General features: G+C 49.5%; 18 protein-coding genes and 1 pseudogene. 8 read left to right on the forward strand and 11 right to left on the reverse strand.

The genetic code is table 11. The features are described from left to right. Genes MHUN_RS15310 through MHUN_RS15325 form a run of 4 tightly spaced genes read left to right on the forward strand, consistent with a single transcriptional unit; the run spans window position 1 to window position 3,674 of the window. A complete protein-coding gene (locus MHUN_RS15310; protein WP_158498240.1) occupies window positions 1-660 on the forward strand; it encodes a Yip1 family protein in 660 nt (219 codons plus the stop codon). Next, the gene (locus tag MHUN_RS15315) at window positions 657-1,817 is read left to right on the forward strand and encodes a COG1361 S-layer family protein (RefSeq protein ID WP_011449875.1); all 1,161 of its coding nucleotides are present in this window, start codon (window positions 657-659) and stop codon (window positions 1,815-1,817) included. The genes MHUN_RS15310 and MHUN_RS15315 overlap by 4 nt, the downstream gene beginning before the upstream one ends. A gap of 1 nt (window position 1,818) precedes the next feature. Then, on the forward strand, window positions 1,819-2,505 hold the full coding sequence (locus MHUN_RS15320) for an ABC transporter ATP-binding protein (protein WP_011449876.1): 687 nt from the start codon (window positions 1,819-1,821) through the stop codon (window positions 2,503-2,505). Beyond that, complete coding sequence (locus tag MHUN_RS15325; protein WP_011449877.1) at window positions 2,502-3,674, forward strand: ABC transporter permease; 1,173 nt, start codon at window positions 2,502-2,504, stop codon at window positions 3,672-3,674. The genes MHUN_RS15320 and MHUN_RS15325 overlap by 4 nt, the downstream gene beginning before the upstream one ends. Before the next feature lie 14 nt (window positions 3,675-3,688). On the opposite strand, the gene MHUN_RS15330 is transcribed toward MHUN_RS15325, so the two are convergent. Further along, window positions 3,689-4,663: an NOG1 family protein gene (locus tag MHUN_RS15330; protein ID WP_011449878.1), complete on the reverse strand. Its 975-nt coding sequence runs from the start codon at window positions 4,661-4,663 to the stop codon at window positions 3,689-3,691. A gap of 116 nt (window positions 4,664-4,779) precedes the next feature. Between MHUN_RS15330 and MHUN_RS15335 the strand changes: the two genes are divergently transcribed. Continuing rightward, on the forward strand, window positions 4,780-5,238 hold the full coding sequence (locus MHUN_RS15335; protein ID WP_143709537.1) for a tetratricopeptide repeat protein: 459 nt from the start codon (window positions 4,780-4,782) through the stop codon (window positions 5,236-5,238). A gap of 113 nt (window positions 5,239-5,351) precedes the next feature. Here MHUN_RS15335 and MHUN_RS15340 read toward each other — a convergent pair whose 3' ends face one another. Next, on the reverse strand, window positions 5,352-5,567 hold the full coding sequence (locus MHUN_RS15340) for a PspC domain-containing protein (RefSeq protein WP_011449880.1): 216 nt from the start codon (window positions 5,565-5,567) through the stop codon (window positions 5,352-5,354). Between the two features lie 389 nt (window positions 5,568-5,956). Here MHUN_RS15340 and MHUN_RS15345 point away from each other — a divergent pair, with 389 nt between their 5' ends. Genes MHUN_RS15345 through MHUN_RS15355 form a run of 3 tightly spaced genes read left to right on the forward strand, consistent with a single transcriptional unit; the run spans window position 5,957 to window position 8,146 of the window. Continuing rightward, a complete protein-coding gene (locus tag MHUN_RS15345) occupies window positions 5,957-6,835 on the forward strand; it encodes a CBS domain-containing protein (protein WP_011449881.1) in 879 nt (292 codons plus the stop codon). 10 nt (window positions 6,836-6,845) lie between these two features. Then, the gene (locus tag MHUN_RS15350; RefSeq protein ID WP_011449882.1) at window positions 6,846-7,835 is read left to right on the forward strand and encodes a site-specific DNA-methyltransferase; all 990 of its coding nucleotides are present in this window, start codon (window positions 6,846-6,848) and stop codon (window positions 7,833-7,835) included. 59 nt (window positions 7,836-7,894) lie between these two features. Then, window positions 7,895-8,146 (forward strand): PRC-barrel domain-containing protein, encoded by a 252-nt coding sequence (locus tag MHUN_RS15355; protein WP_011449883.1) that lies wholly within the window; start codon window positions 7,895-7,897, stop codon window positions 8,144-8,146. Here MHUN_RS15355 and MHUN_RS15360 read toward each other — a convergent pair. The 9 genes and pseudogenes from MHUN_RS15360 to MHUN_RS19300 all read right to left on the reverse strand — a co-directional run bounded on the left by MHUN_RS15360 (window position 8,128) and on the right by MHUN_RS19300 (window position 18,754). Further along, window positions 8,128-8,826 carry a phosphoglycolate phosphatase gene (locus MHUN_RS15360; RefSeq protein ID WP_011449884.1) on the reverse strand — a complete coding sequence of 233 codons (699 nt, stop codon included), beginning with the start codon at window positions 8,824-8,826 and terminating at the stop codon, window positions 8,128-8,130. The two genes, MHUN_RS15355 and MHUN_RS15360, sit on opposite strands and share 19 nt — an antisense overlap. 35 nt (window positions 8,827-8,861) lie before the next feature. Further along, a complete protein-coding gene (gene radA / locus MHUN_RS15365) occupies window positions 8,862-9,836 on the reverse strand; it encodes a DNA repair and recombination protein RadA (protein WP_048068103.1) in 975 nt (324 codons plus the stop codon). A gap of 75 nt (window positions 9,837-9,911) precedes the next feature. Further along, window positions 9,912-10,085, reverse strand: a pseudogene (locus MHUN_RS18795) (helix-hairpin-helix domain-containing protein); the annotation flags it as partial. Between the two features lie 77 nt (window positions 10,086-10,162). Then, window positions 10,163-11,452, reverse strand: a complete 1,290-nt coding sequence (locus tag MHUN_RS15370; protein WP_011449886.1) for an OB-fold nucleic acid binding domain-containing protein — start codon at window positions 11,450-11,452, stop codon at window positions 10,163-10,165. 15 nt (window positions 11,453-11,467) lie between these two features. After that, complete coding sequence (gene lysA / locus MHUN_RS15375) at window positions 11,468-12,760, reverse strand: diaminopimelate decarboxylase (protein ID WP_011449887.1); 1,293 nt, start codon at window positions 12,758-12,760, stop codon at window positions 11,468-11,470. After that, entirely contained in the window at window positions 12,757-13,905 is a 1,149-nt protein-coding gene (locus MHUN_RS15380) for an LL-diaminopimelate aminotransferase (protein ID WP_011449888.1), read from the reverse strand. The genes lysA and MHUN_RS15380 overlap by 4 nt, the downstream gene beginning before the upstream one ends. 62 nt (window positions 13,906-13,967) lie before the next feature. After that, window positions 13,968-16,388, reverse strand: a complete 2,421-nt coding sequence (locus MHUN_RS17855) for a methyl-accepting chemotaxis protein (protein ID WP_011449889.1) — start codon at window positions 16,386-16,388, stop codon at window positions 13,968-13,970. Window positions 16,389-16,561: 173 nt separating this feature from the next. After that, the gene (locus MHUN_RS15390; protein WP_011449890.1) at window positions 16,562-17,353 is read right to left on the reverse strand and encodes a phosphotransferase family protein; all 792 of its coding nucleotides are present in this window, start codon (window positions 17,351-17,353) and stop codon (window positions 16,562-16,564) included. Between the two features lie 96 nt (window positions 17,354-17,449). Next, a complete protein-coding gene (locus MHUN_RS19300; RefSeq protein ID WP_011449891.1) occupies window positions 17,450-18,754 on the reverse strand; it encodes a hypothetical protein in 1,305 nt (434 codons plus the stop codon). Between the last annotated feature and the right edge of the window lie 67 nt (window positions 18,755-18,821).

The following is an 18,821-nucleotide window of genomic DNA, read 5'->3' on the forward strand; positions in this document are numbered from 1 at the left end:
ATGGAAATCTTAACCAACCCCCGTGCTTTTTTCAGCACCATTTGTAAATTGGAACCATCTCTGAAGATTCCCGCCCTTATCATCCTTGTGATGGCACTAGTCGGATCGATTACCGGGTATATGATGGGAGAACTCTCAGGGAAACTGTTCTCTGGAATGATGGAAGGGCTTGCAACAATCGCTGCAGTCAGTGCTGCAATATCAACATTCTTTTCATCCTTTATCATCTGGCTGGTTGCAGCAGTGATCCTCTTTGGACTGCAGAAGGTCATGCAGGGTACCGGGACATTCAAGCGGGTCATGGAGATCTGTGGCTATGGAATGGTTCCTCTCGTCTTTGCAACCATCATCACACTTCTCCTGAGCGGATATTATATCCCTCAGGCAGATATCAGCCCCATCCGGTCAACCAATCCGGAAGAGATCAGCCAGGCAGCAATGTCCATGATGCTGGACCCGGCTCTTCATGAATTCAGCATCATCTCAACCATCGTCACCATCATCTTCCTCATCTGGGTAGCAAATATCTGGTCAATCGGCGTAGAGACCTGCTGTGGGCTTCCGGCAAAAAAAGCCCTCATCGTCGCAGGACTTCCGATACTCATCTATGCTGCCTACACCCTCGCAAGCCTCCTGCTCTTCACCGGGGGACCGGTATGAGAGCAGAGACAATAATCATCCTGTTTTTTGTTAGTCTCCTTCTCGTATCCATCAGTACCGCAGAACTTCTCCCGGAGAATGAAGCAGCAGCAGCACAGATACAGGTGATCAACCTCTCCATTGACCCGGCTGTTCTCATGCCCTATGACACCGCAACGGTAACCATTACGCTTGCAAATACCGGGACGAAGAGTGTGGCCATATCCAGTGCACAGATGCTCTCCAAAGAGTTCAAAGTACTGTCTGACAGTTATGGGAAAGTAGGTGCCATTGGTGCCGGAAACACGATGAGTTTTACCTACACGCTCCAGGCCGGGGGGGCACCCGGTATATTTTACCCCATCTTCTCGGTGGATTTCAGGGATGCAAACTTTCTCCGGTATCCGTTCAGGGTTCTGGTCCAGGATAATCCCCTTGAGGTATCGGTTCTGAATAAGCCGGAGACCTTTGTATCAGGAAAGAAAGAAGATCTGACCATTCATGTCGGGAATCCCCGTGATAATCAGGTCACCGGTGTTACGGTGATACCACAGGCAGGGGAACATGAGATAACACCGACATCATACTTCTCCGGCGTCCTTGCTGCGGACAGTTCGGTAGATATCCCCTTCTCGGTAACGCCATACGGAGATTCACCGATTGTATTTATTGTCCAGTATCAGAATGGCATAAACCAGCATGAGGTCTCATACACGTTACCGGTCGAGACCGGAAAGAAGAGCAGAAAACAGGCAGATACCGTCCTTTCAAATGTGCAGGTTGATACCAAAAAGGATTATTACCGGGTGACTGGCGATGTTACAAACTCCGGGCTTGAAACAGCAAATGCAGTCGTGATAACCTCCGCAGAGCCAGCGGTCCCGGTATTTCCGTTCAAGGTCTATGCCGTTGGTGCACTCAAACCTGATGACTTTGCAAGTTTTGAAGTGACCTTCAGGGCAGATGGAAATGTCACCGAAGTACCGCTCCGGACATCCTTTAAGGATAATGACGGGAATGAGTTCTCTTCAGATACCCTGGTCGAACTCGGGGAAAGAACCGGTCCCAAACCAAAACAGGATAAAGAAGGATTTTCACCGGTTATCATCGGTGGTCTTGTGGTGATTGCACTGGGAGTGATTGGTGCTATCTGGTACAGCAGAAGACCACGGGGATAAGATGGATACACAGCCGGTGATCGTCTTTACTGATGTCACCAAGATTTACCCCCTTGATGCAGGAGATGTGGTGGCCCTTGACCATCTCTCACTTGAAATTCAACGCGGGGAGTTTATTGCCATTATGGGCCCTTCAGGGTCAGGAAAATCAACCCTGCTCAATATGATCGGGTGTCTTGACATTCCAACGTCAGGTGACGTGATCATCGATGGAAAGAACATCCGGACCATGACCGATGACCAGCTGACGGAGCTTCGCCGTGATGTTCTGGGATTTATCTTCCAGCAGTTCAACCTGATTCTCCTCCTCAATGCACTTGAAAATGTCCAGTACCCGCTTATTCTCAAGACCGGAGAGACCGGATGCACAGACCGGTGTAAGGAAGTCCTGGCTGCTGTCGGTCTTACGTCTGATCTCTGGCACCACCGGCCCGGGCAACTCTCCGGCGGACAACAGCAGCGGGTAGCCATTGCACGTGCCCTTGTCAATGATCCGGAGATCATGCTCTGTGATGAGCCGACCGGGAATCTGGACACGAAGACGGGGACCGCGATTATGCAGCTTCTCACAAGACTCTGCAGAGAACAGGGAAAGACGATCGTCATGGTCACGCATGATCCCCGGACGGCAGAGTATGCAGACCGGATCATCATGATTGAAGACGGGAGGATTACGGAGGACGCATGAGTAGTCACCGACTCTTTTTCGGTCTTGCGGTCCGAAACCTGCAGATCCACTGGCTCAGGTCACTTCTTGCCGCCATTGGGATCATCATCGGGGTGGTTGCCATCTCTTCCATGGGCATCCTTGGAAACAGCCTGGTTTTATCCGTGTCAGACTCGCTTACCGATGTCGGTGACTCGGTCGTGGTGACACCTCATGTCTCATTTCAGGGGATGGCCAGCACCGGGACCGACAAGCGTATAACTGATCGGCAATTGGAACAGATACGCCGTGCTTCGGGGAATAACGAGGTGGTACCCGTGTATGCTGGAGGAGACCGCATCAGGATTGGCCGTGAGATTCTTGCCGCATCCATCTACGGGGTTGATCCGCAGGATATTCCGACTCTTCTGAATATTGAGTCCGGCCAGTTCCTCCGGGGAGCATCGGGAGTGATGGTCGGGGCAAAATTAGCCAAAGAGAATAACCTTGCCGTCGGCTCCAGGATTCTGGTCGGTGATGAGGAGGCCGGAGTCAGAGTAGTCGGAATACTGGCAGAGCGGGGGATGGGATTTGATATCAGCCCTGATTACGCAATCATCGCATCAGATCAGTGGTACAAGGACTGTTATGATGTCACCGGATATGACCAGGTCATCGTGAAGGTCAGGAACCTGAAAGATATTGATCAGGTCAAGGATTCAATAGATGCACAACTAAACCGGCGGGAGACCGAGGTGAATGTCTATGATACCAAGGCGATCCTTGAGACCATTTTGGAAACATTTGGCAGGATATCCACCTTTACCATGGCAATCGGAGGGATCTCCCTCATCGTTGCAGGAGTGTCCATCTTTAATGTCATGATGATGTCTGTCATGGAGCGGTACCGGGAGATCGGAATCCTCCGGTCTATCGGGACAAAACGGGCCGAGGTTAGGAGCATGTTCATCTATGAGGCCCTGATCCTCGGGGTATCAGGCTCAATTATCGGTGGTGTGCTGAGTTTTCTTGGTGGATATGCAGCAATAGCCATCATGCTCCAGGAGACATCATACCTTTTTGCATTCTCCAGCCTTATCCAGATACCCTATGGCATGATTTTTGGTGTTGCAACCAGCATCCTGTCAGGATTGTACCCGGCATGGAAAGCATCAGATCTGCGGCCGATTGACGCACTCAGACATGAGTAACGAGAAAAATAGATTCAAACCTGATGTTCTTCAGGTTCCTTTGATCTTTTCGGTTTCCATTCATCCTTGTGGACGAGCAGGGCATCAAGAATCTCCTGGACTCCTTCACCACTCCCGGTGGACATGGATGGGTATTCAGGAATGCTTGTGAGATCCGCCTTGTTTGCGACAACCACAATCGGTACCTGAACAAGGCCTTTTACTTCCTCAAGGAGCCTTAATTGTTCTTCCAGAGGATAGCCGCAATGGGCACTTGGGTCAAGGATAAAGAGGAGGGCATCCGCAATATTCACAATTGCCGATAATGCCTGCCGTTCGATGGCATTTCGCTCAATACCAGGCCGATCCAGGACACCGGGCGTATCAATGAGCTGAACCTTCTCATGTCGGTGGTAATAATGGCCGACGATGATTCCTTTTGTAGTAAAGGGATAAGAGGCAACTTCAGGCTCTGCTGAGGAGACCCTTCGGATAAATGATGATTTCCCGACATTTGGGAATCCGGCAACCACGATGGTAAAAACATCCTCAACGGTAGGCAGTTTTCGAAGAACATTCCGGACATCATTCAAAAACAGGAGGTCATCTTCAATCTGGTGAACTACGGATGAGAGACGGGCGATTGCCTTTTTTCGTGCTGCAATTGAGTTCTCTTCTGAAGAGTACCTGACATCCTTTGCAAGACCGCCCCGGTGATCCTTGGACCATCGGGCAGCCCAGCCGACAGCACCCAGGGATTTTTTCAGCCGATCAGTGGTCCAGAGAATTTCAACAATATCCTGGTAAAACTGGGGCTCTTCAGATAACGTAGGAAAGGACTGGATGACTGAAACCAGTTTATCATGGACCGAGAGGTAGGCAGCTTCAACAAACTCAACACTCGCTCTTTTTTTATTTGGTTTCTCCCGCATCTTTTTTGCAGCACGACGAAGTGCCCGGTCAAGCACTTCATCTGCTGTGGGAACGGTAGGGATTTTTTCAAAACTCACGATATTTCACCCGTATGTATACGCGTACAGGTATATACTAACTCCCCTCTGCATATGCCACCACAGAATTAGGAGCCTTCAAACAAAGAGCGATGCAATAAAATCAGAACGCAGCTCTGGATTATGAACAGGTACTAAAACTATGCCCTGCAGATCCTGATGCCCTGATGAACAGAGGTCGTGCTCTCATAGAACTAACCCGTTTTGAAGAGGCAATCAGTACATTTGAACAAGTTATTCAGAATAATCAGAACCATGCAGCAGCCTGGATATCGAAAGGTTTTGCCCTCTTCGAATCAGGAAAATATCAGGAAGCATTGGAAGCATTTGAGCAGGGAGGCCTGATAAATCCTGATGATCCGGGGATCTGGGAACAGCAGGGAGATATACTCATCGAACTGGGCAGATTTGAAGAGGCTCTGTCAGCCTTCGAAAAGGCAATACAGATGCGGCCTGGAAAAGGATATTTGTGGAGAAAGAAAGGCCATGCTCTCAAAGCTCTTGGAAGAAAGGATAAGATGAATGAAGCATATGACAAAGGATTCCGCCTTGACTGCCCTGAATATGATATCTGAACCTTTGTGACTATGGAAAAATGAAGAGAAGATCCCGTTATCAAGACATACCCTTCATCTCATGAATTCATATAACAGCCCAAACCCGGATGACAAAAATCTTTTTCCACTTTTTACTCTTTTACAACAAACTCAGCATCTTCAGGTTCTAATGGAATGAGAATCCAGGCGATCAGGTAAATCAGTATGCCGGATCCAACCGTGAGTAACAGGACGATGAAGATAAGTCTGATGATGATCGGGTCGATATCAAGATATTTTCCGATACCTCCACATATTCCTGCGAGGATCTTATCTTTTCTGGACCGGTACAACCGTTTTGGTTCCATGCTCACTTCTCTTTCCTCAAAATAAATAATCCTTGTGCGAAGGAGAGAAGAACTCAGTTTATCCGAGTTACTAATACAAAATCTACACAAAGGATCGCAACGGTAATCAACAGAAAAACAGCATACCGCATTTGAAATAAGATGGATCTAAAATGAACAGTATGGACGCGACCCCATTATTGAAGTAGAAATAACTCTGAAAAGTTCTTAATAATTCTTTATTTGTTCGTAACACCCGAACAGAACCATCATGATTTATCATGTAGATACACGCAATAAAATCTGATAGACCTGATCAGCCGGTCTTGGGACATATCCCATCGGGACAGATATTTGTACCGCTCTCCAACTAAAATGTGACAAGATACGGCATACATGAGCATATAACCATGGATTTATCTCCGATTCAAAACGACATCCTGATTACGCTTATCAGCCTGTATGAAAAAAAATCTCTCCCCATTAAAGGAGAGGAGATAGCCGACATCATCTTACGCAATCCGGGTACGGTCCGAAACCAGATGCAGGCACTCAAGGCAATCGGACTTGTTGATGGTATCCCTGGCCCAAAAGGCGGGTACCACCCGACATCACTTGCATACAAGGAGTTACATCTGAAACATGACGGTGAAGCATATGAGGTGAAGATCTCCCGCGATGGCGAGATTGTTCCTGGTGTAAAGGTCGGGGAGATCATCTTTACCACCCTCTCTCATGCCGATATCTGTCATGCCCAGATTCGGATCATCGGCAGCGTGAAACTCTTCAATAATGGCGATATCATCACCATCGGACCAACCCCGGTCAATAAACTTCTTATAAAGGGCGAAGTCTTCGGGAAGGATGAGAACGAACCTGCATTGATTGTATCAATCCTTGAGATGGTGTCGTTACCGAAAAAACCCATCAGGGACTACATGACAACGCCCATCAAGATGCTCTCGACCAAAAATACCCTGAAAGAAGCGATCAGACTCTTTAATACCCACCATATCCATGGAGCCCCGGTTATGGACGGAGGATTTCTCCGTGGCATCGTAACCATGTCTGACATCCTTCATGCCATTGAGCAGGACCTGCCCCTGGACACCCGGGTCTGTGAGGTCATGACCGAAGACGTGGTCTATGCCGATGCATCAGTCCAGCTGTATGAAGTTATCAGAAAGTTCAAGGAGCGTTCAATCGGGAGGCTCGTGGTTTTTGAAGAGAACCGGCCGGTAGGTATTCTGACACAGTCTGACATCTTCCGGACACTACCGACCAACTAACCGGGGATATATGCGTTCATTTACGACATCTCATGGCATTTTTTACAATGGCGACTGCATAAAAGGGGCAGCGCTCATTCCTGACAACACTGTTGATCTCATCATCACCGATCCCCCGTACGGGATTGAAGGGGACAAACTCCACCGGCACTATAACCGGGACGAATCATTTGTCACCGACGGATATGTGGAGATCCCGGCGGAGGAGTACGAATCATTCACCAGAGACTGGATTTTACAGGCCGAACGAATCCTCCGGCCAGGTGGTTCTCTTTATATCGTCTCCGGATATACCCACCTTCGACATATTCTCAATGCTCTCTATGAAACCAGCCTTGAAGAGGTAAACCATATCATCTGGCGATATAATTTCGGGGTATTTACCAGCCTGAAGTATGTCTCATCACATTACCATATCCTCTTTTATGCAAAGCCCGGGGGGAAGCGGACCTTTAACACCGAATGCAGGTTCTCCCTCTCTGAAAAGGATGAGAACGGGGGATCGCTTAATTACCAGGATCGCGAGGATGTCTGGATCATCAACCGGGAGTATAAACCAGGGAAAGTAAAGAATAAAAATGAACTCCCGACCGCTCTTTTAAGTAAGATCATCCAGTATAGCAGCAATGAGGGTGATCTCGTGTGTGATCTCTTCCTTGGGGGGTTCTCAACCGCAAAGACTGCAATCGGACTCCTGCGGAGAGCAACCGGGTTTGAAATCTCACCGGTCATGTATGATGCGAAGATTGATGAGATGATGGCAGTAGTCCCCGGATTTCTTCTTGATACCGCACAGACCCCGAAAGAACCCAGCAGGAAACGAACCCGGAAAGCCTGGAATCCGGAAGAGACAGAGCAGCTTCGGAAAAGATATAACGAATTGAACCAGACCAGCCTTTCACAGAAAGAAGTAAACCAGCAATTACAAGAGGAATTTGATCGGGGGTACTGGTCGATAGAAAAAGCCCTCAAACAGACCGGTATAAAACCCGGACGATAACCGGAGACATCGGTATCTGATCGGGAGATTTATTATTGGATACGACCGAAATCTGATATATGAAGTCCATACTTGCCCGCACGCTCTCACGGAAACAGATCGTGACCAATGACGGGAAAGCAATCGGATCACTTCGCAATCTGATGGTAGATTTTGATACAGGCCTGATCACAGACCTTGTGCTAGAGCCTGATCAGTCCTTTGATACAACCGGATATACCCTGGACGGAGACCGGATGCTTATCCCTTTCGAAGCCGTCAGGGACATAAAAGACTTTATTGTGGTAGATCGTTACCTTGCCAGAATGTGAGGAAAGTACATCCTCATTATCTCAACAAAGCCTTCGCCGTACGGAACTGATGAGCAATAATCAGAGATATTCCGTACATCTTCCTGAGCATTTGCAACGCAGCAGCCGGTTCCTGCAGCCTTAATCATCCCGATATCATTCTCCGAGTCTCCAATGCCAAGGAACTCATCAGGCTTTATACCCAGCTGCTCTGCAACGATGTGAAATGTTCTTCCTTTATCAATACCGGCCTCGTGAATATGGATGGCAAAGTTAGTGTCCATGATATCTACCGGCCAGCCTGAAAGAAGGGATCTGACCTCTTCAACCGGTACCTCACGGGCAAACGCAATATCCGAATACCGCTCCTGGTGGGAGTAGAGCTCAAGACGGATGCCTTTTTTCCCATAGTATTCTTCCAGCAGGTTCAGCGCCTTTACCGCAATATCCCGGTTTGCCATAACCTGCATGGAACCCTGAAACCCGATCCGGTACACACCGCCATTCTCGCCGATGAAGGTTCCGCCGGTGCCAATGAGTTTGCATAGCCCCTTGAGAAGACAGGAGGTGTTGCCTGATGAGAGCACCACCTCTATACCACCCTCCTGAAGCTTTCGTATTGTCTCTATGGCAGCAGTCGAAAGTCTGCGCTTTTCATCAGTCAGTGTTCCATCGATATCGGTTATCACTCCCCGTAACACAGATGCACTCCTATTATACTCCTATAATTGTGGACCTAGCAGGACCGAAGACCGCCCTCTTCCACCAGGAACGTTGCTTCCCCTTCCGGCAGGTTCGGACTGTCAACCAGCCGGAAGATACGCTTTCCGCCCTTGCTTTTTCGCAGGTATACCCGGAAGGTGGCGGTATGGCCGACGATATTTCCTCCGATAGGTTTTGTCGGGTCACCAAAGAAAACTGCCGGATTGGACTGGACCTGGTTGGTCACGAGGCCTATAGCATTGTACTCGTCGCAGAGCTTGAAGATGTCATGCATATGACGATTCAGTTTCTGCTGGCGTTCTGCAAGGGTGCCACGACCTGCATATTCTGATCTGAAAAGGCCGGTGAGTGAGTCCACGATCACGAGTTTGACCGGCTTTCCTGCAGCTTTTAGTTCCTCTGCTAGCTCACGGGATGTCTCGATGAGGAGCATCTGGTGATCAGATGTCTGGGCACGGGCAACGTGGATATTCTTTAAGAATTCCTGTGGATCTGCACCCTCTATCTCAAGACCCTTCACCATCTGCTCAATACGTTCAGGTCTGAAGGTATTTTCCGTATCCACGTAGATGACCGAACCGTTCAAACCGCCAAGTTCCTCCGGGAGCTGGACGTTCACTGCCATCTGGTGAACAATCTGGGATTTCCCAGAACCAAACTCACCGTACATCTCGGTGATAGCCTGGGTCTCAAATCCTCCGCCAAGGAGTTCGTCTACCTCCGGAACAAGGGTCCGCAGCTTCTTGACCTTCAGACGCTGCTCAAAGACATCAGTACCGGTCTTGAATCCCCCGATATCTGCCTGGTCCCGGCACCACTTGATCATCTTCTTTGCAGTTGCCTCTCCTAGTTCAGCCGCCTCTGCAAGGGTTGCAGGAAGGGATGTTGCTATGCTTTCAACGGTAAGAAATCCAGCATCCCGTAACTTTTCTGCAATTGCCGGGCCGACGCCCGGAATATCCTCAATATCCAGTCTCCGCTGTTGCATATGTGTCGAATCTTCCTTCTGTGCGGACGAAGCATCAGTGGAACCTTCTGCACCAGGGTTTATCTGGGATGTACACCACTTGATCATCTTGCGGGCGGTTGCTTCCCCGATCTCTGCAGTATCATAGAGTTCGGTTGCAGTTGCCTGTGCAATCTTTTCCACTGACTCATACCCGGCTTCACGGAGCTTTTCTGCAGTGGTTGGTCCGACACCGGGAATGTCCTCAAGTTTGTATGTTTCTGCTGCCATAGTAGTTTCCTCATCATACAGGTGGCAGCGAGGGGTATTTAAGTCTAAAATAAACGGGGTGAAAGTGAAAATGGCATTTATGAAAACGACCGTATGAAGGAGGAAACCGCATTCTTCAACCCTTCAAGGTCTTCTTTTACCACCTCTTCACTTTCGCAGAAGACCCTTTTTCCACTCGCCCGACCGGTCATAATGACATGTGACCCATGGGGGAGACGGGTCTCCACCAGCCATGATCCCTCCCGGTTTGTAATGACTATCCCCTCCGGTACATGCAGTATCCATCCTTCAATCCTGACCGGCTCTTCCTTATCGGGAATAACGGTGAGAGCGCCCCCTCTCCCTAGAGAGACCTCAATTTCACCGGATCTTCCAACTTTTGTATAGGCATTATAGAGTATGATCGTCTCACCGGGGAGGAGCGTTCGTTTTGCCTCAACATCCCAAAGAACCAGAGGGACATCGGCAGTTCCATCAGAAAACCGGAGGTTACGGACAAAGGACGTTGTTCCATCCCGCTTGGTAAAGGGTTTTGCCGGCAGGATCTTTGTTATTGTGCCCCGGACAGTACAGCTCGTTTCAGGAGCGATATGATCAAGCGCTGTTACCGGGATATCTGGGGATGTATCTGCCTGGGCGATGAAGGTCTCTTCATCACACACAATCTCCCGTCCTCCATAGTCTCCCTCCTTCGTCAGGGCACCGGTCACCGATACAGCCATCCCCGGAGATATTCCAGATAACAGGGCAGGCTCCCAGCAGATAAACCGTGCAGTCCCGTTTGTATCACCGACAAGACCACTCACCATCTCGCCGCTGGTACCATCCCGGCGGGTAAAGGGACGGGGCTCGGCAAGACTGATGACGAGAAGGTGCAGGTCTGTGCGCTCAGGGGCCTTCCGCTCTTTCACCTCCATCACACAATCGATGTCCACACAGGTTTTCCGCAAATTCAGCGGCATAATCTCCCGGATGGATTTTCCATGCCGGCCGATGATCTCGACCACGTCGCCTATCTCAAAGGTCTCTTCAAGGGCTGCAGCCTGCTCATCCCAGAAGACCAGTTCAACCTGTCCGGTCTCGTCTGCCACCGTCAGTCGTGCAACCAAACCCTTCTCCCCCTCAGGGCGGTCAAACTCCCTGACACCAGAGAAGGCAATGATCTTTGCATAAAAACAGAAGAGGGAGGACTTCCCCCGCAGACCTCGAATCTTGACATGGGACCGGCCAAGATCTTTTACTACCAGCAGGGCTGCCGTGGTCTCATCTGCGAGGTTTCCACAGTCAGCTATCTTCTTCTCTATCAGACGGTCGAACTCTTCCCTGCTGATCAGGTCGTCGACCAGGGCATAGTGATACCTGACCACCGGTTCACTCCGGCATTATCTGAGCCATGAAGGGGTCTCGAGGTTTGCCATCAGATCATCAATGGTCTCTGCCCTTCGCATCAGTTCTGCCTGTCCCTTCCTGACCAGCACCTCTGCACACCGGCCCCTCCCATTATACTGGGATGCCATCGAGTACCCATAGGCTCCGGCGTCAAGGACGGCGATAAGGTCACCTGCAACGACACCGGGAAGCTTCCGATCATGAGCAAGGATATCTCCGGTCTCACAGATAGGCCCGGTGACCGTGTAGGTCCCTGCCGGCTCTTCATCAGCACGGTTTGCCACGAGCACCTCATGGTAGGAGTCATACATGGCCGGACGGATGAGAAGATTAAACCCTGCATCCACGTTCACAAAGGTCTTGTGTGCCTTCTTAACCGAGTTCACTTTTGTTAGAAGAACGGTTGAGTCACAGACCATGGACCGGCCTGGTTCAATCCAGATCTCAGGCTGAATACCGAGCCGTCTAAGGACTGACGTGCAGACCGGCATAACGGCATTGGCATAGCTGGCAAAGGTTGGTGCATCAGGGCCGAAATGATCATACGCAACCCCAAGGCCACCGCCAAGGTCCACGAATTTAAACCTCACACCCATCCGGTGGAGTTCCTCGACAACCTCCATCATGACCTGTGCCTCCTTTGCAAAGGGTTCAACGTCAAGGATCTGTGAGCCGATATGACAGTGGATACCGACCGGGACAACGTTCTTACAGGCAAGGGCTGCTGCATACGCATCGGTAATCTCTGCTGCCGGAATGCCGAATTTCGATGTTGCAAGGCCGGTTGCTATCTTCGGGTGTGTCGGGACATCTATTGCCGGATTTACCCTGAAGGATACCTCAACAACCTTTCCTGCTTCACCTGCGATCCGGTCAAGCTGGGCCAGCTCATCCAGTGAGTCAAGGGATACCCGGACACCCTTCTCGACTGCCAGCCGGTGATCTGCCTCGGTCTTGGATGAACCGTTAAAGAGCAGGTGTTCCGGTTTCATCCCGGCAAGAAGGGCCATGTGCAGTTCTCCGGATGAGAAGACGTCTGCTCCTGCACCCTCCTGGGCTAGGATCTTTATAATATTGAGGTTTCCATTTGCCTTTGCAGCATAGAGCACCCGGATATGCGGGTAATGATCTGACAGGGCAGATACATATCCCCGGTAGTTATCCCGAATCCTTGTTTCATCGGTGACATACAGGGGAGTTCCGTACTTGAATGCCAGTTCAACCGTGTCACACCCATCGATCATCAGGTGCTGATTTTTGATGGAAAGATGAGGGGGAAGATTCACCATTTCACCTCGCCCATCCGTTCTACTGCCTCTTTTATCCGGTCAACTGAGCGGGTGATTGCAAACCTGACATAACCTTCACCGGATTTTCCAAACCCGACACCAGGGGTTACGACAATACCGGTCTCGTCCAGCATCCGTGCTGCAAAGGAGATACTGTCAGGAACACTCATCCAGACATAAAAAGTTGCCTTTGGTGTCGTGACATCAAACCCGAGTTTTTTAAGTCCGCTCACCAGAACATCCCGGCGTTCCTGGTAGATTTTGCATGCCTCTGCAACACAGTCCTGCGGACCTTCCAAGGCTGCAATGGCTGCATACTGAACCGGATTAAAGACCCCGGAATCGATGTTGGTCTTGACAATACCAAGGCCACGGATAACCTCCTTGTTTCCAACCGCCATACCAATCCGCCATCCGGTCATGTTGTAGGTCTTTGACAGGGAGTGCATCTCAATTCCGACCTCCTCTGCTCCGTCAGTCTCAAGGAAAGAGGGGGCCTTGTATCCGTCAAAAGAGATCTCAGAGTAGGCATTGTCACTGACGACGACGATACCATGTTCCCGTGCAAACTCGACAACCTCCTGGTAGAATGACGGGGGAGCAATGGCAGATGTGGGGTTGTTCGGGTAGTTTATCCACATCAGTTTTGATTTTTTAGCAATATTATTTGGGATGGCGTCAAGATCAGGGAGAAACCCGTTCTCTTTGAGGAGCGGCATCTCATACGTCTTTGCTTCGGCAAAGAGTGCTCCGGTACTATAGACCGGATATCCGGGGCTTGGAACCAGGACATAATCTCCCGGACCGACGAGTGCTTCAGGGATATGGGCAACCCCATCCTTTGAACCTATGAGGGATATGACCTGTGAGTCAGGATCAACATCTACACCAAACCGTTTATTATACCAGCCTGCAACCGCCTGCCGATATGCCGCCATCCCCAGGTACGAAGGGTAGTGATGATTATCAGGGTTTTTTGCGGCATCAATGAGAGCATCGACGATATGGGGCGGAGTTGCAAGATCCGGGTCTCCGACTCCAAGATCGATGACGTCAACCCCTTCAGCCCTTTTCTTTGCTTTCATCTCGTCTATACGGGCGAATAGATAGGGGGGAAGATTCGCTATTCGTTGTGCAAACATGGTGGTACACGTTAGCCACCAGAATTCATAGATGTTTAGGAGACGAAAAAAGACGAGAGGGATCAGACCTTAAACTGGTTCATCTCCTCATGGATACGCTTCACCGTCTCATGGGCCTGATCAGTAACCGCATGGATCTCTTCCATGGAAGAGTTTACCTGGGAGACCATGTGGGTAATCTGATCCACAGCTGCAGATGACTCTTCACTGGCAGCGGCAAGTCCGATAGACTCTTTTGCGGTCTGGGTCACCATGTCACTGAATTCATTGACGGTTGCCGTGACTTCTTCTACAGAAGCGGCCTGCTCCTCACTGGCAGCAGCGACCTCGCTCATATTGGAGTTGATTACCGAGATGGAAGTCACGATCTCATTAAAGATATTGAGAGTTTCATTGACAGCAACATTTCCGCTCTCAATCTCGGTCAGGGACTTCTTTACCGCTGCATCCATGGCCCCTGATTTTTTCTGAAGTCCGGATATGATGCCTGCAATATGTTCTGCAGACTTTTGGGATTCGTTTGCCAGTTCCTTAACTTCAGATGCCACAACAGCAAACCCAAGACCGGCTTCTCCGGCCCGTGCAGCCTCGATTGCAGCGTTGAGGGCCAGGAGGTTGGTCTCTTCTGCAATGGAACTGATGATATCCACGATACGGCCTATCTCCTCCATCTGCTGGCTGATCTCCTGGTTCATCTCATTGATTGCAGAAGATGCCTGCATAATATCCTTCATCCCGCTCTCTGCCTCACCGGCTGCTTTCTTCCCATTTTCAGAGAGTTCTGCTGCGGTGTTCGTAAGTACAGACACCTGTTCCATCTTTGCTGCAACTGATGAGACGGTGGTGGCAAGGTCCTGCATGGCAGCAAGAATCTGCTGGGTGTTCATGCCACTCTTATCTGCAAGATCATTGACGGCGGATGCAATCCGTGCAACCTGGCTGACTCCATCAGATACATCTTCGATGCTTTTGTGAGCCATGCCGGTCTCATGGGTGACGATATTCACCTTCTCCGTGATCTCATTGACTTGCCCGGACATGATATCCATATGATCCCGGACGGCGGACAGCGCACGGGAGAGATCCACGCCGATGGTGTTCAGGGCATCCCTGAATTCAATGAATTCCCCTTCCAGATGTATATCCGGATTCATCCGTGCCTGGAAGTCCCCGGAAGCATATCTTCCACACAGACGCATAGCTTCCTGCAGTGGAACGACCATGGCATCAACTGTCTCGTTCACCCCGTCAATAATAACCGCATAATCTCCCTGGAACTTACTGACATCCCCCCTGACATTCAGGTTTCCGGCCGATGCGGCAGAACTCAGCGCCCTGACCTCATCCCTGAAGAGCTGGAAGGTTGATACCACCTCTGCAAAGGCCTTTCCTAATACAGATATTTCATCCCTGCTCTGTGATTCGGCAATGCTCACCGAGAGATCCCCATGCTGGACCCGATGGGCAACCTGGACCAGTTCATCCATTCTGCGGGATATTGACCGGCCAAAGGCAACAGATACCAGAGTGCCGGCAATGATACCAAGAATGACGACCAGAATGATAGTGTTTCGGATGGTATCGAGTGGACCGGTAAAATCGGAGAGGTCGCTGCTGGCAACAATGATCCAGTCAAATGGCTCAAAATAATCATATGCAGCGATCTTTTGTGTGCCCTGCCAGGGATATTCCTGATACCCTGTCTTTTCTGCAATTATTTTCTTGACAAAGTCATACGAGGTCATATCCTGACCTTCAAGAGAGGGGTGAAGGAGGAGTTTTCCGGTGCTGTCCAGGATATACATGTACCCATGTTCACCGATCTTCTTCTCCCGGATCTGATCCTGTAAAAGCCCGATAGTATTGGCCTCTTCAACTCCCACAAAGAGGATACCGATGATATCTCCTGAAGCGTCCTTTATGGGTTCATAGGCGGTAATATACTTCTTTCCGACAACATTTGCAGTCCCATAATAGGTCTGCCCTTTGTTAATGACCGCATCATACACCGCATCAGAGACGGGTGTACCGACTGCCCGCTTTCCATCCTCACCGATGACATTGGTTGAGATACGAATTGCCTGATTTCCTTTCTTCTGGAATACCGTTGCAGCTCCGCCAAGAAGCTCCTGAACCTCATCAACTATCTCAAAATTATTATTCACGCGATACGAAGAACCAAGGATGAGCTCCCCATTCACGATGGAAGGTTTTCCTTTTTCGTAAAAGAGCTGGCGAAGAACATTGAGATCACTGTTCACCTTGACCTGTGTCAGGTCATAGACCGTCTTCGTCTCTTCAGTGATATCCGCGGTCTGCATCTCAAGACTCATCCGGATATCATTCTTAATCGTGACTTCAGCACTACTATATGCGACATACCCGAGGGTGATCGTCGGAACGATGACCAGTATTAGGCAGATAAGAATGATCTTCTGCCCTATCGTAGCATTGTCAAGCCAGTGTCTTACTTTCATTACCATGTATTCCCCTTCCTGTACACAAGCAGCAAGCAGCCTAAGATTTACACTGCCATTATTATACTGACAATATGGTGCAGGTTATATTTATCATATAGTATATTTTCCTCCAGGGATTTTCAAAAACCACATCAGATCTGAACCCGGTATTGATACATCCAGAAATACTCTACAGATCAGAACAAAGGCCGGACTGCTTTTTGCGCTTCTGGTGAGAGATACCCGTATACAGCACCGGCAACGACCTGAAGCCATGCAAGGATATCCTCCCTCCTTCTGCCCGTTATAGCACAGTACTTCTCAAGATAGAGTTCTTCAAATCCCTGACCGGAGATGGAATAATCCATGTAACTCCGACATGCATCAGCAGCCGGATCCCCACAGGAGACTTCAGCCCAGTCGATAATCATACATGATTCCCCCTCACAGAGGATATTCCCCCCGTGGAAATCACCATGACAGAGGAAATTACCGTCAGGGAGTGAATCAAGAATCTTAAGAAGTTTTTCTTTCTCATCAGGGGTCAGACCCGGACTTGCCCCAATCATTCTCTTCTGCATCACTTTCAACGGCAAAAACCCTGAAAACTCTACTTTATGTAACGCGGCCTGAAGCTTGACAACGGTATCCATGCACTCCGGTATTCTATTCCGATCTTCAAGCATGACGTCTAAAAGAGAGATTCCCCTAACCTGATCCATAAGCAGGACCGTCCGGTTACAGAAGGTCTCAACCCCATAGACCTTGGGAGCGGGGATATTGAGTTCATTGATGACCGCCATGGTGTATGCTTCCAGAAAAGCCTGATGTGGGGGTTGATTTTCCCGAAATACCTTTGCCGCGATTCCATTTCGTGCATAGATGACTGCAGCCATACCGACACCGATCTGATCACCATACCGGTCACGGAACGCTTTATCATCTCCAACAGCCCCGAAAAGGGAGGTAATGTTGATTTCATCTGTCATAATAATCCTCATTTCATAACCATGCCCAACATCAGAAGAGACAGGCGTGTGATATGAAATACTTTTTTGTAACTCGGTTTATAATATTCGATCCGCTCACAGGGGTAGTGGGATCGTTCTCAGCATGGATGCCAGATGTATCATGAGAAACCCGAGTATGAAGAGATTCGCAAGAACTACTATTGACGGGATAATTCCTGGGAGGATCAGGTTCATCCCAAATCCGATGGTCAGAAGGTGCAGGATTATGACGATCCAAAGCAGTTTTTTCTTACTCTTTGACAGGGAGACCTGCGTATTCGGAGAGGAGCGATGCGATTGCAGAACCGGAATGACTATCTTTGTAAGACCGGTGCTCCCGGTGAGAAGATTCCAGAATCCCAGGATTAAGAGCATCCGGCCGCCCAATAATCCGGGGACGATGCAGGAGTACATACCAAGAAGGGCGATGAGGATTCCGATACAGATCAGGAACCAGGAACGTTTGTATACACCAAAGGGAGTTTTTCCAAGGGCCAGTACCTGAACTGCCATGATGACCATAAGCAGGCCAAACTGGCCGTCACGGGAGAACAGGTAATACCCCTTACCAGATGGAATGAGAATAATCGCACATTCAATGAAAATAATCCCGAGAAGAAGGATGAATGAGACCGGTACAGAAAGGGAGGCTTCATGGTGCAGGAGAAACCAGACAATACCTGATGTGCCCTTATCCTCCGATGTTTCTGGATCTCGTTCTTTCATGGGGTATTGCAGTGATAGTGTCTGGATACACCATGCGAGATAGAAAAGACCGGCACTCATGACCAGCATGAGGAGACCGGTAAAGATATCTGGCAGAAACCTGGGGAAGAGAACCACAAAGCCGAATAAAATCACTGTCAGGTATACAAACCCACATGCAACGGTCAGGTGCTGTAATACACCCGGAATTCTGATCCACTGTCTTGCCCTTCCTTCAGAGAAGAGGAGATTAAAAAAGAGCATAACTCCGCCGGATATCATGATGCACCCGACCAGTTGAGGGATTATTCCGGCCAGAAATCCTGGAATAAAACAGGCACCGGTTCCGATAATGGCGGTTGAGAATCCCAGGATGATGACTATCCAGGTACGGCGGAAGGTCCCGAACGGAGTTTTCCCAAGCGTTATCATCTGAATTGAGAGCAGGACAAGGAGTAATCCAAAGGTGCTGTCCGGATTAAAGGGGAGGAGTCCGGCCTGAATCAGGAACATGAGCAGGCCGAAGAGGAGCATGAATATGCCAAAGACGATCAGGATCACGGTTGCAAGGGTCAGATCAGATGGGTTGTCCAGCACCGGACCTTGCAGGTTATTCAGAGGAGGAGGCGGGAGGGTAGGTGCTCCTGTTTGTTCGTTTCGTTCTTTGGTAAACATAGTTTTGGAATAGATAGTATTTTTCCGTTCCCTTCTTTCACCAGATGGCCGGAATGCCTGGAAAGAG

This window comes from Methanospirillum hungatei JF-1 (assembly GCF_000013445.1).
Classification (GTDB): domain Archaea; phylum Halobacteriota; class Methanomicrobia; order Methanomicrobiales; family Methanospirillaceae; genus Methanospirillum; species Methanospirillum hungatei.